The organism is Streptomyces sp. NPDC008092 (genome assembly GCF_042957285.1).
Lineage (GTDB): Bacteria > Actinomycetota > Actinomycetes > Streptomycetales > Streptomycetaceae > Streptomyces.
The window spans coordinates 159147-175436 of the sequence record NZ_JBIBHY010000008.1 but is presented as its reverse complement, the minus strand read 5'-3'; the positions used below and the strand labels follow the sequence as shown (position 1 = coordinate 175436).

Sequence of the window (16290 nt, the reverse complement as noted above, 5' to 3'; positions counted from 1 at the left end):
CAGCCCCCACCGGCCCGCAGCCGAACGCCTACCCCGTCGGCGCCCCCCTCAGCAGCACCGTGAGGAGTCGCACCGCCCCCCGCTTGTGCAACGGCTCGTTCCCGTTCCCGCACTTGGGGGACTGGATGCAGGACGGGCACCCGGCGTCGCACTCGCACGCGGCGATCGCCTCCCGGGTCGCTGTCAGCCACGTGTGGGCCGTGTGGAAGGCGCGTTCCGCGAAGCCCGCGCCGCCGGGGTGGCCGTCGTAGACGAAGACGGTCGGCAGGAGCGTGTCGGGGTGCAGCGGTATCGACACGCCACCGATGTCCCAGCGGTCGCAGGTGGCGAAGAGCGGGAGCAGGCCGATGGAGGCGTGTTCGGCGGCGTGCAGGGCGCCGCCGAGGATCTCCGGGTTGATCCGGGCCTCGTCGAGCTGGTCCTCGGTGACGGTCCACCACACCGCGCGGGTGCGCAGGGTACGAGGAGGGAGGTCGAGTTTCGTCTCGCCCAGGACCTCGCCGGTGATCAGCCGGCGGCGCAGGTAGGAGACCACCTGGTTGGTGACCTCGACGGAGCCGTAGCAGAGCCGGCCGTCGCCCCAGGGGATCTCGGTGTCGGTCTCCAGGACGGAGATGGCCGTGGTGTCGCGGGCGACCGTGGAGTACGGCGGTTCGGCCTGCTCGACCAGGGCCACCGAGTCCTCCAGGTCGAGGGAGCGCACCAGGTAGGTGCGGCCCTGGTGCAGGTGGACGGCGCCCTCGTGGACCGTGGAGTGCGCGGCGCTCGCGTCCACCGTGCCGAGCAGGCGCCCCGTGCCCGCCTCGACGACCTGCACCGGGCGGCCGCCCTCGCCGCGGATGTCGGTCAGCTCGGCGGCCCGCTCCCGGCGGGTCCAGTGCCAGGCTTTGGTCCGGCGGCGCAGCAGCTTCGCGGCCTCCAGCTGCGGCAGCAGCTCCTTGCAGGCGGGGCCGAAGAGGTCGAGGTCGTCGTCGGTGAGCGGGATCTCGGCCGCGGCGGCGCACAGGTGCGGGGCGAGGACGTACGGGTTGTCGGGGTCGAGGACGGTGGATTCAACCGGTTGGTCGAACAGGGCCTCGGGATGATGGACGAGGAAGGTGTCCAGCGGGTCGTCGCGGGCGACCAGGACCGCGAGGGCGCCCTGCCCGGCCCGGCCCGCGCGACCCGCCTGCTGCCACACAGAGGCCCTCGTACCGGGGTACCCGGCGATCAGTACGGCGTCCAGCCCGGAGACGTCCACGCCCAGCTCCAGGGCCGTCGTGGCGGCAAGCCCGAGGAGTTCCCCGGAGTGCAGCGCGCGTTCCAGGGCGCGCCGCTCCTCGGGGAGGTAGCCGCCGCGGTAGGCCGCGACACGCCGGGCGAGGGAACGGTCCACCTCGGCCAGCCGTTCCTGGGTGATGACGGCGATCAGTTCCGCGCCGCGTCTGGAGCGCACGAAGGCGACCGAGCGCACGCCCTGCACGGCGAGGTCGGTCAGCAGGTCGGCGGTCTCGGCGGTGGCGGTACGGCGGACCGGGGCGCCCTTCTCGCCGTGCAGCTCGGTCAGCGGCGGCTCCCAGAGGGCGAAGACCAGCTCGCCGCGCGGGGAGGCGTCGTCGGCGATCTCCACGACCGGCAGGCCGGTCAGCCGCCCGGCGGCCACGGCCGGCTCGGCGGCGGTCGCGGAGGCCAGCAGGAAGACCGGGGAGGCGCCGTAGCGGGCGCACAGGCGGCGTAGCCGGCGCAGCACCTGGGCGACGTGCGAGCCGAAGACGCCCCGGTAGGTGTGGCACTCGTCGACGACGACGTACTTCAGCGACTTCAGGAAGGAGGACCAACGGGCGTGCCCGGGGAGGATCCCGCGGTGCAGCATGTCGGGGTTGGTGAGCACGTAGTTGGCGTACTGGCGGATCCACTCCCGCTCCTCGTACGGGGTGTCGCCGTCGTAGACCGCGGGGCGGACCGAGTTTCCCAGCGGTTGTGAAAGTTCCTTCACAGCTCGGCACTGGTCGGCCGCCAGCGCCTTGGTGGGCGCCAGGTAGAGGGCGGTGGCGCCGCGGCCGTTGGCGGCCTCGGAGCCGTCCAGGAGGGTGGACAGCACCGGTACGAGGTAGGCCAGGGACTTTCCGGAGGCGGTGCCGGTGGCGACCACGACCGAGTCGCCGTCCAGGGCGTGCTCGGCGGCCAGCGCCTGGTGCTCCCAGGGATGTTCGATGCCGCACTCCTGGACGGCCGCGACGACCTCCGAACGAATCCGGTCAGGCCAGACGGCATGCCGACCCGCGCGCGGGGGCAAGTGCTCCGTATGAGTGATGCGCGAAGCCCGGCTCGGCCCGGAGGCGAGCCGGTCCAGGACCGTGCCCGGAGAGAACCCGGACACGGCCGGAACCGGCTGTCGATCGGATCGGTGATTTATGGCCATCGGGACCGAGTGTGTCACTGGCGTGACGGACAATGGGGCCAAGGCGTCGTGCACGCCTGCCGTAAGTGATTGAATGCCATCGCGGCTGGCGAACCGTCCCGGGGGCCGCAAGCCGAGGTGTCCCGAGGGGCGACCGCTCGATAGCAAGGTGCTGGAGGATCCGTGGACCTGTCCCTGTCGACCCGTACAGTCGGCGATCGTACGGTCGTCGAGGTCGGTGGCGAAATCGACGTATATACCGCGCCCAAGCTGCGCGAGCAGCTGGTCGAGCTGGTGAACGACGGGAATTTCCACCTCGTCGTCGACATGGAGGGCGTGGACTTCCTCGACTCCACCGGGCTCGGCGTGCTGGTCGGCGGCCTGAAGCGGGTGCGTGCCCATGAGGGCTCGCTGCGCCTGGTCTGCAACCAGGAGCGCATTCTGAAGATCTTCCGTATCACCGGCCTCACCAAGGTGTTCCCGATCCACACCTCGGTCGAGGAAGCGGTGGCGGCCACCGACTGACCCCGGGCCGGCCGACGTACCCCGGACCGCCGATCGGTCCGTGCCGTCCGGCCGGCCCTCGGCACGGGCTCGTGCGCGCCATGCGCGCCGTACGGACGCCCGTGCCATCCCCGCCCGTTCGGGCCCGCGTGTCCGTGCCGCCAGCCGCGCACGGGCCGCACTGCCCGCGGGCGGACGCAATTCATCGGGGGGTTCCGGGTTCTTCGGCGGCCCGGCCCCCCACCGCACGCCCGTAGTTCCGAGGGGGACGTATGGCCACCGTTGAACTCCGCTTCAGCGCGCTGCCCGAGCACGTCCGCACCGCCCGACTGGTGGCGGCGGCGGTGGCTCGCAGGGCCGGAGTGGACGAGGCCGTCCTGGACGAGGTCCGGCTGGCCGTCGGCGAGGCCTGTTCCCGTGCCGTGGGTCTGCACCAGGCCGCCGGCATCACCGAGCCGGTGCGGGTGGCGCTGATCGAAGAGGAGAAACAGTTCTCCATCGAGGTCGGCGACGAGGCACCCCGTTCCGTTCCCGGCGACCGGGTCTCCGGTGGCGCGGCGGACGCGGACGTGGAGGCCGAGGAGGACGAGATGGGCCTCGCGGTCATCAGCGGCCTCGTGGACGACGTGGAGGTCACGGCCGGGGAGCACGGCGGGCTGATCCGCATGACCTGGCCGACGACCCCGCCCGGGGTCGCGCTCACCTGAGAGTCACCCTGACCGGGTAACGAAGGGCCCCACCGAGTGGGGCCCTTCGGCATGTCCGCGAGTCCCGGCGGCTGTGCCACCTGCGGCCGGTCGTACAGTGATCTCGTGCGATGTGTTTAGTGAATTCATTCACGATCAATCGGGCGATAATTCGATCAAGTAAACGCCGTCGTCAATGCTTTTAGGGCATTACCGCTTTCGGGTCCTCCGGCGTGACCTCGATCATTTGCTGAAGAGCACAAGAAGGCCAATTCCGTTTACCGTCCCCTGTTTAGATCACTCGCGGGTACCTAGAATCCGTCCACATCTTGAGCTCAGCCCAAGCGTCAAGGAGGACGAATGGCGGGGCTTTCTACCCCTCATCAGTTGGGCCACCACCCCACAACCCTCGCAGCCGCGGTCCTGACCGACGACAACCGGGTCCTGGTGGCGGTCATCGCCGCCGTGGCGCTGGCCGCGCTCGTGGTCGCCTGGATCCTGGTACGCCAGGTGCTCGCGGCGGGCGAGGGCACCGACAGCATGAAGAAGATCGCGGCGGCGGTCCAGGAAGGCGCCAACGCCTATCTGGGCCGGCAGTTGCGCACTCTCGGCGTATTCGCCGTCGTGGTGTTCTTCCTGCTCCTGCTGCTGCCCGCGGACGACTGGAATCAGCGCGCCGGCCGGTCGATCTTCTTCCTGATCGGCGCGGCCTTCTCGGCGACCACCGGTTATATCGGCATGTGGCTCGCCGTGCGCAGCAATGTGCGCGTCGCCGCGGCGGCCCGGGAAGCCACTCCGGCGGCGGGCGAACCGGAAAAGGATCTCACCGCCGTCTCGCACAAGGCCATGAAGATCGCTTTCCGCACGGGCGGCGTCGTCGGCATGTTCACGGTGGGGCTCGGCCTGCTCGGCGCCTCCTGTGTGGTGCTGGTGTACGCGGCCGACGCGCCGAAGGTGCTCGAAGGATTCGGCCTCGGTGCCGCCCTCATCGCCATGTTCATGCGGGTCGGCGGCGGCATCTTCACCAAGGCCGCCGACGTCGGCGCCGACCTGGTCGGAAAGGTCGAACAGGGCATTCCGGAGGACGACCCGCGCAATGCCGCGACCATCGCCGACAACGTGGGCGACAACGTCGGCGACTGCGCGGGCATGGCGGCCGACCTCTTCGAGTCGTACGCCGTGACCCTGGTCGCCGCGCTGATCCTCGGCAAGGCGGCGTTCGGCGACTCCGGACTGGCCTTCCCGCTCCTGGTGCCGGCGATCGGCGTGCTCACCGCGATGGTCGGCATCTTCGCGGTGGCGCCGCGCCGCAGCGACCGCAGCGGCATGAGCGCCATCAACCGCGGCTTCTTCATCTCCGCGGTGATCTCGCTGGTGCTGGTCGCGATCGCGGTCTTCGTCTATCTCCCCGGCAAGTACTCCGACCTCGACGGAATCTCCGACGCGGCCATCCGGGCCAAGGACGGCGACCCGCGGATCCTCGCGCTCGTCGCGGTCGCCATCGGCATCCTGCTCGCGGCCGTCATCCAGCAGCTGACCGGCTACTTCACCGAGACCAACCGGCGTCCGGTCATGGACATCGGCAAGACCTCGCTGACCGGCCCGGCCACCGTCGTCCTCGCCGGTATCTCGGTCGGTCTGGAATCGGCCGTCTACACCGCGCTGCTGATCGGCCTCGGCGTCTACGGGGCGTTCCTGCTCGGCGGTACGTCGATCATGCTCGCGCTGTTCGCGGTGGCGCTGGCCGGCACCGGCCTGCTCACCACGGTCGGCGTGATCGTCGCCATGGACACCTTCGGGCCGGTCTCCGACAACGCCCAGGGCATCGCCGAGATGTCCGGCGACGTCGAGGGCGCGGGCGCGCAGGTGCTCACCAACCTGGACGCCGTCGGCAACACCACCAAGGCCATCACCAAGGGCATCGCCATCGCCACCGCCGTCCTCGCGGCGTCGGCGCTCTTCGGGTCGTACCGGGACGCGATCACCACGAACGTGCAGGACGTGGGCGCGAAACTCAGCGGTGCGGGCTCCCCGTTGACCCTGTCCATGGACATCTCGCAGCCCAACAACCTCGTCGGCCTCATCGCCGGCGCGGCGGTCGTGTTCCTCTTCTCCGGACTCGCCATCAACGCGGTGTCGAGGTCGGCGGGTTCGGTGGTCTACGAGGTGCGGCGGCAGTTCCGCGAGCACCCCGGGATCATGGACTACACGGAGCAGCCCGAGTACGGCAAGGTCGTCGACATCTGCACCAAGGACGCTCTGCGCGAGCTGGCCACGCCGGGACTGCTCGCCGTGATGGCGCCCATCTTCATCGGGTTCACCCTCGGTGTCGGCGCCCTCGGTTCCTACCTCGCGGGCGCGATCGGCGCGGGCACCCTGATGGCCGTCTTCCTGGCCAACTCCGGTGGTGCCTGGGACAACGCCAAGAAACTCGTCGAGGACGGCCACCACGGCGGCAAGGGCAGTGAGGCCCACGCCGCCACGGTCATCGGCGACACGGTCGGCGACCCCTTCAAGGACACCGCGGGTCCCGCGATCAACCCGCTGCTCAAGGTCATGAACCTGGTCTCCCTGCTCATCGCGCCCGCGGTGATCAAGTTCTCCTACGGACATGACAAGAGCATCGGCGTCCGGATCCTGGTCGCGGTCCTCGCGCTGGCCGTGATCGTCGGCGCGGTGTACGTCTCCAAGCGGCGCGGTATCGCCGTCGGCGACGACGAGGACAGCGCCGAACGGGTGGCCAAGTCGGCCGATCCCGCGGTGGTTTCGTAGGCGGTCTTACGACGCCCACCGGGGCCCTCGCGAGAGGGGACCGGTCAACGAGCGGGCGGACGGCGCGTGCTGACACGCCGTCCGCCCGTTTCGTGTGCCGTCGTACGCCGGGGCGCTTGCCGCCCTTCGTGTGCCGGAGCGTGCCGGAGTGTGCTCGGGGCCTGAATGTGCGCGTCGTCTCGTCGTGAGCCTTCTCTCTCTTGGAGCAAATTTACCCAAAAGCATATTTAATGGGTGCTTCCATGAGGGTGCTGTCCGTCCGCCGTGTAGATTCCGGGGGCCGAGAGCCATGGAAGGGACCGATCCGGTGAACAAGAAGCTCGCGGCCGCACTGTCCGGCGGTGCGGTACTGGTAGTGGCGCTGTCCGGGTGCAGCAGCAACAAGGGCACCGACCCGAAGCTGATCGCCTGGGCCAAGACCGTGTGCGACGCGGTGCCGGCGCAGGACGCGAAGATCAAGGCGGCGAACGAGGCGATCTCCACGACGGCCTCGGACACGACGAGTTCGGCCGCGACCATCAAGAAGACCGACTCCCAGGCCTTCCAGGACATGTCCGACGGCTACAAGGCGCTCGCCGCGGCCATCAGCAGCGCCGGCGCGCCCCCCGGGGTGGAAGACGGCGCCAAGCGCCAGCAGAACGTCGTCACGACCCTCAACAGCCTCTCCGCGTCCTACGCCGACCTGAAGAAGAAGGTCGACGCGCTCGACACCAAGGACCAGGCGAAGTTCGCCTCCGGTCTGCAGGACATCGCCTCCCAGACGACACAGCTGGAGACGCAGAGCAAGAGCGGAACCGCGGCCCTGAACGCCCTGGAGCAGGGCGAGGTCAAGGACGCGATCGCCGAACAGGCCAGCTGCAAGAAGGTCTCCGCCACGACCTCGACCGGGACGTCGGCTCCGTCGTCGTCCGCCCCCTCGTCGTCGGCTTCGTCCTCGGCCACGTCGACCGCGGGCTGAGGCGGGGACCGGCCCTCGGGGGCCGGAGGCCGGCGCCCGGAGCGGTGCGCTCGGCGGGGCCCGCACGACGCGCGGCCGTCCGCGGCCGCGTGCGGCCGTGTGCCGCCGTGCGCTGAGCCCGTGGTCGGGCGTGGCCGCGGGCCACAATGGACGGCGTGACTGACTCCGGCCTCGCCACCCTGCCCGCCTCCGACCGCCCCGACGCCGCCGCCCGGCTGCGCACCGCCCTGCTGGGCTCCTCCTTCACCGCCGACGGCCTGCTCGACCTGCTCGGCGCGCCCGCGTACGCGGCGCTGGCCCGCAGCGAGACGGTGCCCGCGCTGCGGGCGACCCGCGGGGACACGCCTCTGGAGACGCTCGTCCGGCTGTTCCTCCTCCAGCAGCCCGTGCCGCACGCGCGCGTGGCCGGCGTCCTGCCCGTCGACGACCTCCTGGACAGCGGCTGGCTGACCCGTGTGGGAGGTGACGAGGTCGCGGCCACCGTGGACGTACGGCCGTACGGCGGGCCCGACGGCGAGGACTGGTTCATCGTCTCCGACCTCGGGTGTGCCGTCGGCGGCGCGGGCGGCATCGGCCAGCGGCACGAGGGAGTCGTCCTCGGGGTCGGCGGCGCGTCCACCACCCTGGCCGGCATCACCGTCCGCACGCCCGTCGCCGCCGCCCTCGACCTCGGCACCGGCTCCGGGATCCAGGCGCTGCACGCCGCCCAGCACGCCACGCGCGTGACGGCGACCGACCTCAACCCGCGCGCCCTGCACATCACGGCGCTCACGCTGGCGCTTTCCGGCGCACCGGCGGCCGACCTGCGCGAGGGCTCGCTGTTCGAGCCGGTCAAGGAGGGGGAGACGTACGACCTGATCGTGTCCAACCCGCCGTTCGTGATCTCTCCGGGAGCCCGGCTGACGTACCGGGACGGCGGGATGAGCGGGGACGATCTGTGCCGCTCGCTCGTTCAACAGGCCGGGGAGCGGCTGAACGAGGGCGGGTTCGCGCAGTTCCTCGCCAACTGGCAGCACGTCGCGGGGGAGGACTGGCAGGACAGGGTCAGGTCGTGGGTGCCGCGCGGCTGCGACGCGTGGGTCGTGCAGCGCGAGGTGCAGGACGTCAACCAGTACGCCGAGCTGTGGCTCCGGGACTCCGGCGACCACCGCGGGGACCCGGCGGAGTACCAGGCGCGGTACGACGCGTGGCTCGACGAGTTCGAGGCGCGCAAGGTGAAGGGGGTGGGATTCGGCTGGATCACGCTGCGGAAGACGGGCGCCGCCGTGCCTTCGGTCACCGTCGAGGAGTGGCCGCATCCGATCGAACAGCCGCTCGGCGAGGCGATCCGCGCGCACTTCGACCGCCTCGACTACCTCCGGGACCATGACGACGCGGATCTCCTGGAGGGCCACTTCAGGCTCGCCGTCGAGGTGGTCCAGGAGCAGGTCGGGCTGCCCGGCGCCGAGGACCCGGAGCACGTGGTGCTGCGCCAGCACCGCGGGATGCGCCGCGCGACCAAGGTGGACACGGTGGGTGCCGGGTTCGCAGGGGTGTGCGACGGCACGCTGAGCGCGGGGCGGATTCTCGACGCCATCGCGCAACTGACGGGCGAGGATCCGGTGTTGCTGCGGGACCGCACGCCCGCGCAGATCCGGCTGCTGGTGGAGCAGGGGTTCCTGGAGCCGGCGGTCTGACGGACCGGAAGACGTGCCCTGTGGATCCGTGCGAGGGTCCACGGGAAGCCTCCGTAAGACACGCCGGAAAAAGAAAAAGGCCGGAAAAATGTGGCCGGAACGTTCGGCGGCTCACTGACGGCTAGTCCGTCGATCTGATGTTCGAGTGGGTCGCGGCTGCCCGTTCACCTCGATTTCGCCCGTCGGTCTCCCGCCCGCCGCCCGTCCGTGCCAGTCTCCGGGCGCTGGGCAGTCACGGGCGGCAGGGAAGGGGCGCGCGGGCCATGGAGAGCGGACCGGCGATCTTCGCGGGGGCGGTGTTCGCCCTGTTCGGAGGTGCGCTGCTGGTGTGGACCGGCATCCGGCTCCGGCGTGGCGAACCCGTCGCCCAGGGTGTGAGTCAGGTCGCATCGGCGACCCTCGCGAGCCTCGCCGCGGTGATCGCGCTGGGCCTCGGGGCGTACTGCCTGACCCGCCTCTGAAGGTGCCCTGCCGGTAATCGGAGCATCACGCTCCGGACAGGGGCCGGGAGGCGACCGGAGACTCCGGGCGGCAGGAATGGCGGTAGTCGGGTTACCGTTCGAGTGGCCGTTGTGGGCTTTTCCCGTTTGACACGGGGGCGGGATGTACCGTCACACTCCGCAGCGTCACCAAGTGAGCGGGCAATCCCTGCCCGTGCCACGACCCCGGGAGCAAGGCCTGGGGAGGCCCCAGCGTCGACCGGAGAGAAGAGCGAAGTTGTCCCCGACCAGCGAGACCGCACAGGGCGGCCGCCGACTCGTCATCGTCGAGTCCCCTGCCAAGGCGAAGACGATCAAGGGCTATCTGGGCCCCGGATACGTCGTCGAAGCGAGCGTCGGGCACATCCGTGACCTTCCCAACGGCGCCGCGGAGGTGCCCGAGCAGTACACCGGCGAGGTCCGGCGCCTCGGCGTGGACGTCGAGCACGACTTCCAGCCCATCTACGTGATCAACGCCGACAAGCGGGCGCAGGTCAAGAAGCTCAAGGACCTGCTGAAGGATTCCGACGAGCTCTTCCTCGCCACCGATGAGGACCGCGAGGGCGAGGCCATCGCCTGGCACCTCCAGGAAGTCCTCAAGCCGAAGATCCCCGTCAAGCGGATGGTCTTCCACGAGATCACCAAGGACGCGATCCGGGCCGCCGTCGCCAACCCGCGCCAGCTCAACCAGAAGCTCGTCGACGCCCAGGAGACCCGCCGCATCCTCGACCGCCTCTACGGCTACGAGGTCTCGCCGGTCCTGTGGAAGAAGGTCATGCCGCGCCTGTCGGCCGGCCGTGTCCAGTCCGTGGCGACCCGGCTCGTGGTGGAGCGGGAGCGCGAGCGCATCGCGTTCCGGTCCGCCGAGTACTGGGACCTGACGGGCACCTTCGGGACCGGCCGGGCCGGCGACCCGTCGGACCCGTCGTCCCTGGTCGCCCGCCTGCAGGCCGTCGACGGCAAGCGCGTCGCCCAGGGCCGCGACTTCGACTCGCTCGGGCAGCTCAAGAGCGCGAACACCCTCCACCTCGACGAGGCGAACGCCCGCGCGCTCGCCGCCGCCCTGGAGAACACCCGGTTCTCGGTCCGCTCGGTCGAGTCCAAGCCGTACCGCCGCTCGCCCTACGCCCCGTTCCGTACGACGACCCTCCAGCAGGAGGCCTCGCGCAAGCTCGGCTTCGGCGCGAAGGCCACCATGCAGGTGGCCCAGAAGCTGTACGAGAACGGCTACATCACGTACATGCGTACGGACTCCACGACGCTGAGCGACACCGCCATCACGGCCGCTCGCGCCCAGGTCACGCAGCTGTACGGCGCCGACTACCTGCCGGCCCAGCCGCGGACGTACGCCGCGAAGGTCAAGAACGCGCAGGAGGCGCACGAGGCGATCCGCCCCTCGGGTGACCGTTTCCGCACCCCCGCGGAGACCGGCCTCACCGGCGACCAGTTCAAGCTCTACGAGCTGATCTGGAAGCGGACCGTCGCCTCCCAGATGAAGGACGCGACCGGCAACAGCGTCACCGTGAAGATCGCCGGCACCGCCGCCGACGGCCGGGACGTCGAGTTCAGCGCCTCCGGCAAGACGATCACCTTCCACGGCTTCCTCAAGGCCTACGTCGAGGGCGCCGACGACCCGAACGCCGAGCTGGACGACCGCGAGCGCCGGCTGCCGCAGGTGGCCGAGGGCGACCCGCTGTCCGCCGAGGAGATCACGGTCGACGGGCACGCCACCAAGCCCCCGGCCCGCTACACCGAGGCCTCGCTGGTCAAGGAGCTCGAAGAGCGCGAGATCGGCCGCCCGTCGACGTACGCGTCGATCATCGGCACGATCCTCGACCGGGGATACGTGTTCAAGAAGGGGACGGCCCTGGTGCCCTCCTTCCTGAGCTTCGCCGTGGTCAACCTCCTGGAGAAGCACTTCGGCCGGCTGGTCGACTACGACTTCACCGCCCGGATGGAGGACGACCTCGACCGCATCGCCGCCGGTCAGGCCCAGGCCGTGCCGTGGCTGAAGCGCTTCTACTTCGGCGAGGGCGGCGAGGACACGGCCCCCGGCGGCGCGGCCGACGCCGGCAACGGCGACGGGGACCACCTCGGCGGCCTCAAGGAGCTGGTGACCGACCTGGGCGCGATCGACGCGCGCGAGGTGTCGTCGTTCCCGGTGGGCAACGACATCGTGCTGCGGGTCGGCCGCTACGGCCCGTACATCGAGCGCGGCGAGAAGGACTCCGAGGGCCACCAGCGCGCGGACGTGCCGGAGGACCTGGCCCCCGACGAGCTCTCCGTCGAGCTCGCGGAGGAACTGCTCGCCAAGCCGAGCGGCGACTTCGAGCTGGGCGCCGACCCGGAGAGCGGCCACCAGATCATCGCCCGCGACGGCCGCTACGGCCCGTACGTCACCGAGGTGCTCCCCGAGGGCACCCCGAAGACCGGCAAGAACGCGGTCAAGCCGCGCACGGCCTCGCTCTTCAAGACCATGTCCCTGGACACGGTCACGCTGGCCGACGCGCTGAAGCTGATGTCGCTGCCGCGGGTCGTCGGCGCCGACGCCGAGGGCCAGGAGATCACCGCGCAGAACGGGCGCTACGGGCCGTACCTGAAGAAGGGCACGGACTCGCGCTCGCTCACCTCCGAGGACCAGCTCTTCACAATCACCCTCGAAGAGGCGCTGCAGATCTACGCGCAGCCCAAGCAGCGCGGCCGGGCCGCCGCCAAGCCGCCGCTGAAGGAGCTGGGCACCGACCCGGTCAGCGAGAAGCCGGTGGTGGTGAAGGACGGCCGCTTCGGGCCGTACGTCACCGACGGGGAGACCAACGCGACCCTGCGCTCCGGCGACAGCGTCGAGGAGATCACCCCGGAGCGCGGCTACGAGCTGCTCGCCGAGAAGCGGGCCAAGGCGCCGGCCAAGAAGACGGCGAAGAAGGCGCCCGCGAAGAAGACCGCGGCCGCCAAGAAGGCCGCGCCGGCGAAGAAGACGGCGGCCAAGAAGACCGCCGCGAAGAAGACGACGACAGCCGCGAAGAAGGCACCCGCCAAGACGACGGCGGCCGCGAAGAAGACGACGGCCGCCAAGGCGGCCGCGGAGGACTGAGCCGGTCGACCTCGGGACGGTCGCGCGACTCGGCCGATCGGCTTCGGGACGGCCGCCGGGAACCTCGGCCGGTCGTCTCCGCGGCGGTCGGCGGGGAGCGGGTCGGCCGTCCTGGGGCGGCCGAGGCGCCCTCGGGCCCTCACATCGGCTTCGCATTGTGCACGCCCCGGCATCAACTTGGTGTCGGGGCGTGCGTACCTGTGGACGGTCGCGGCGGGCTGTCCGTGGCTGCCGATAGGCTGAAAGCATGACGCGAGCCGAGCAGCCAACGGCCCCCCAGACAGATCCGGACGACGCGCTGGTAGCGGATTCCCGCGAGCGCGCCGTCCGGTCGCTGCTGCGCCGACCCGAACTGAGGCGGTTGTGGAGCGCCCAGCTCGTGAGCGGGATCGGCGACAGCCTCGCGCTGTTGGTGCTTGTCGTGCTCACGCTCCAGGCAGCCGTCGCCCAGGTTTCCTTCGGCGGCGGCTACCGCGGTGCCGCGCTCGCGGTGACGGTCGTCTTCGGGGTGCGGATTCTCGCCACCCTGCTCTTCGGCGCGGTCCTGCTGGGCCCGCTCACCACGCTGACCGCGCAGGACGGCCCGCTCGACCGCCGCTGGACCATGGTCGGGGCCGACGGCCTGCGCACGGTCCTGCTGATCATCGCGCCCCTGTGGATCGACTGGACCCCGGCGAACGCCCTGACGCTCGTCCTGGTGACGGCCTTCGTCACCGGCATCGCCGAGCGCTTCTGGACCGTCTGCCGGGAGGGCGCGGCCCCCGCGCTGCTGCCCGCGCCGCCCCCGGAGGGCGCGACGGTACGACCGCTGCCGGACCACCTGGACGCCCTGCGCCGCCTCTCGCTGCGGACCACGTTCCTGGCGGTCCCGCTCGCGGCCGCCGCCCTGGTCGCCGCCTCGCTGGTCAACAACCTGCTGGGCACGGGCATCGCCTGGTTCGCCCAGCACCAGGCGGCCCTGGCGTCGTACGTGGCGGCGGGCCTGTTCGCCGCCTCCCTCTCGGTGCTGGTCTACCTGGAGGTGCCCGGCACCCGCACCCCGCGCCCGCGGTCGCCGCTGGAGGGCCTGCGCCGCCCCAAGACCGCCGCCGGCACCGACACCGGCCGCACCGGCGCCATCCCGCTCCTGGTGCTGGCCTGCGCCGCGGTCGCCGGGGCGGTCTCCGCCGCCGTCGCCGTCTCCGTGCTGCACGCCAAGGACCTGGGCGGCGGCCCGGTGCTGTACGGCCTGCTGGTGCTCGCCCTGACCGGTGGCGTCGCCGCCGGCATCCGTACGGCGCCCTCGCTGCTCCCGACGCTCTCCCGCCGCCGTCTGCTGTCCCTGGCGATCGCCTTCACCGGCATCGCGCTGCTCGCCGCGGGCCTGGTACCCGACGTCACCACGGTGCTGCTGATCGTCACGCTGGCCGGCATCGGCGCGGGCGTGGCCGCCAACACCGGGCACACCCTGCTCGACCAGGAGACCGAGGACTCCCGCCGGCCGCGGACCACCGAGCACCTGCACGCGGTGGTCCGGGTCGCCATAGCGCTCGGCGCGCTGGTCGCCCCCCTGGTGGCCGCGCTGATCGGCCCGCACCGCCTGGAGAACGGCAAGTTCGTGTTCGCGCACGGCGGCGCCGCGTTCACGCTGATGCTGGTCGGCGCGCTGCTGCTGCCGGTGGCCGCACTGGTGCTCGCCAAGGTCGACGACCGCGCGGGCGTACCGCTCCGCCACGACCTGCGGGACGCGCTGCTCGGCGGCGACGACCCGGCGCAGGCACCCACGGCCAACGGTTTCTTCATCGCCCTGGAGGGCGGCGACGGCGCCGGCAAGTCCACCCAGGCCGAGGCCCTCGCCGAGTGGATCCGCGCCAAGGGCCACGAGGTCGTCCTCACCCGCGAGCCCGGCGCCACCCCCGTCGGCAAACGGCTGCGCTCGATCCTGCTCGACGTCTCGTCCGCCGGTCTCTCGCACCGCGCGGAGGCCCTGCTCTACGCCGCCGACCGCGCGGAGCACGTCGACACCGTCGTCCGGCCCGCCCTGGAGCGCGGCGCGGTCGTCATCTCCGACCGGTACATCGACTCCTCCGTCGCCTACCAGGGCGCCGGCCGCGACCTGTCCCCGACCGAGGTCGCCCGCATTAACCGCTGGGCCACCGCCGGACTCGTCCCGCACCTGACCGTCCTGCTGGACGTGGCTCCCGAGACCGCCCGCGAGCGGTTCACCGAGGCGCCCGACCGGCTGGAGTCCGAGCCCGCCGAGTTCCACGCGCGCGTGCGGGCCGGATTCCTCACCCTCGCCGCCTCCGACCCCGGCCGCTACCTCGTGGTCGACGCCGGCCAGGAGCCCGAGGCCGTCAGCACCGTCATCCGGGCCCGGCTCGACACCGTGCTGCCGCTGTCCGAGGCCGAGATCAAGGCCGCCGAGGAGGCGCGCCGGAAGGCCGAGGAGGAGGCCCGCCGCAGGGCCGAGGAAGAGGCCGCGCGCAAGGCCGAGGAGGAGCGCCTGGAGCGCGAGCGCCAGGAGCAGCTCGCCAAGCTCCGCGCCGAGGAGGAGGAGCGCAAGCGCCGCGAGCTGGAGGAGGCGCAGCGCCGCGAGGCCGAACGGCAGGCGGAGGAGGCCCGGCTGCGGGCCGAGGAGGCGCGCAAGCGGGCCGAGGAGGAGCAGGCCCGGCTGCTCGCCGAGGAGAAGGCCCGCGCGGAGGCCGAGGCCCGCCGCAAGGCCGAGGAGGAACAGCGCCGCAAGCAGGCCGAGGAGGAGGCCCGGCTGCGTGCCGAGGCCGAGGAACGGCGCCTGGAGAAGCAGCGCAAGGCCGAGGAGGCCCTGCTCAAGGCCGAGCAGGCGCGGCGCGCCGCGGCGGAGGCGGCGGCAGCGGCCGACGTGGCCGCGCAGCAGTCCGCCGTACGGCCGCCGACGGCACCCGGCGTCACACCGGAGGCGATGACCGTGCCGACGCCCGTGGTGAGGCCGGAGGCCGGGCGGGCCGAGCCGGAGGCCCGGGACGACGAGACGAAGATGCTGCGCCCGGTGCGGGACGAGCGGGACGAGCGGACGCCCGCGGCCCGGGAGTCGGACGCCGAGGTGACGGCGGAGCTGCCGCAGCCGCCGGTGCGGCCCGCGGGGGCGGCCGAGGAGACGGCGGTGCTGGCGCCTGTGACGCCGGGAGCGGCGGACGAGACGGCGGTGCTGCCCGCGGTGGGCGCGGCCGACGAGACGGCTGTGCTGCCGCCGGTGCCGTCCGGTGCGGCCGACGAGACCGCCGTACTGCCTCCCGTGCGCGACGAGGCCGCCGCTCCCACCGACGCCCCGGCGGACCGGATGCCGTCCGGTTTCTTCCGGGACGAGCGGGCGGGCGGGAACCCCGACGGTTCCGAGGGCAGCACTCGTGAGCTGCCGCAGGTCGACGCCGAGGGCCCGGCCCCGCGTAGGCGCCCCCGGCCCGACTGGGCCGAGGAGACCCCGCTGGACGACCTGCCGTCGCTGGCGGACGAACTGCTGGGGTCGTACGACGAGTCGGAGTACGACGACGAGCAGGGCCGCCGGGGTCGCGGTCGGCGCGGCTGAGGGTTCTGACGCGGGGGCGATGCGGGTCGGGTATGCCGACCGGCACCGCCCCCGTTGTCAGTGGGCACCCGCACAATGGAGGCCGGACCACGAACCCGGCGGACTTCGGCCCGCGCAGACCGATGGGCCCGGATCCTCGAACCGGTACATGCGACCGGCATGTACGACGGCATGTACGACGGTACGTATGACGAAAGGGC

General features: G+C 71.9%; 9 protein-coding genes. 8 read left to right on the top strand and 1 reads right to left on the bottom strand.

Translation table 11 applies throughout. The features are described from left to right. Positions 1-28 precede the first annotated feature (28 nt). Positions 29-2401, bottom strand: a complete 2373-nt coding sequence (locus tag ACFZB3_RS26295) for a DEAD/DEAH box helicase (protein WP_391379142.1) — start codon at positions 2399-2401, stop codon at positions 29-31. A gap of 162 nt (positions 2402-2563) precedes the next feature. Between ACFZB3_RS26295 and bldG the strand changes: the two genes are divergently transcribed. The 8 genes from bldG (at position 2564) to tmk (ending at position 16090) form a co-directional block, all read left to right on the top strand. Further along, on the top strand, positions 2564-2905 hold the full coding sequence (gene bldG, locus ACFZB3_RS26290) for an anti-sigma factor antagonist BldG (RefSeq protein WP_010986038.1): 342 nt from the start codon (positions 2564-2566) through the stop codon (positions 2903-2905). Between the two features lie 251 nt (positions 2906-3156). Next, the gene (locus ACFZB3_RS26285) at positions 3157-3591 is read left to right on the top strand and encodes an ATP-binding protein (RefSeq protein ID WP_391379140.1); all 435 of its coding nucleotides are present in this window, start codon (positions 3157-3159) and stop codon (positions 3589-3591) included. Between the two features lie 339 nt (positions 3592-3930). Beyond that, positions 3931-6342 (top strand): sodium-translocating pyrophosphatase, encoded by a 2412-nt coding sequence (locus tag ACFZB3_RS26280; protein WP_391379138.1) that lies wholly within the window; start codon positions 3931-3933, stop codon positions 6340-6342. Between the two features lie 289 nt (positions 6343-6631). Beyond that, on the top strand, positions 6632-7300 hold the full coding sequence (locus ACFZB3_RS26275; protein ID WP_391379136.1) for a small secreted protein: 669 nt from the start codon (positions 6632-6634) through the stop codon (positions 7298-7300). Positions 7301-7446: 146 nt separating this feature from the next. Next, positions 7447-8976 carry a methyltransferase gene (locus ACFZB3_RS26270; protein WP_391379134.1) on the top strand — a complete coding sequence of 510 codons (1530 nt, stop codon included), beginning with the start codon at positions 7447-7449 and terminating at the stop codon, positions 8974-8976. Positions 8977-9239: 263 nt separating this feature from the next. Further along, positions 9240-9437, top strand: coding sequence for a hypothetical protein (locus tag ACFZB3_RS26265; protein WP_362593087.1), 198 nt, complete (start codon positions 9240-9242; stop codon positions 9435-9437). A gap of 256 nt (positions 9438-9693) precedes the next feature. Beyond that, entirely contained in the window at positions 9694-12546 is a 2853-nt protein-coding gene (gene topA / locus ACFZB3_RS26260; protein WP_391379131.1) for a type I DNA topoisomerase, read from the top strand. A 247-nt stretch (positions 12547-12793) separates the two neighbouring features. After that, positions 12794-16090 (top strand): dTMP kinase, encoded by a 3297-nt coding sequence (gene tmk, locus ACFZB3_RS26255; protein ID WP_391379129.1) that lies wholly within the window; start codon positions 12794-12796, stop codon positions 16088-16090. Positions 16091-16290: the final 200 nt, after the last annotated feature.

Excerpts from the sequence above, each read along its gene's own strand:
- ACFZB3_RS26295 (WP_391379142.1), bottom strand. The coding sequence starts at position 2,401 with ATGGCCATAAATCACCGATCCGATCGACAGCCGGTTCCGGCCGTGTCC.
- ACFZB3_RS26285 (WP_391379140.1), top strand. The coding sequence starts at position 3,157 with ATGGCCACCGTTGAACTCCGCTTCAGCGCGCTGCCCGAGCACGTCCGC.
- ACFZB3_RS26280 (WP_391379138.1), top strand. The coding sequence starts at position 3,931 with ATGGCGGGGCTTTCTACCCCTCATCAGTTGGGCCACCACCCCACAACC.
- ACFZB3_RS26275 (WP_391379136.1), top strand. The coding sequence starts at position 6,632 with ATGGAAGGGACCGATCCGGTGAACAAGAAGCTCGCGGCCGCACTGTCC.
- ACFZB3_RS26270 (WP_391379134.1), top strand. The coding sequence starts at position 7,447 with ATGGACGGCGTGACTGACTCCGGCCTCGCCACCCTGCCCGCCTCCGAC.
- ACFZB3_RS26265 (WP_362593087.1), top strand. The coding sequence starts at position 9,240 with ATGGAGAGCGGACCGGCGATCTTCGCGGGGGCGGTGTTCGCCCTGTTC.
- tmk (WP_391379129.1), top strand. The coding sequence starts at position 12,794 with ATGACGCGAGCCGAGCAGCCAACGGCCCCCCAGACAGATCCGGACGAC.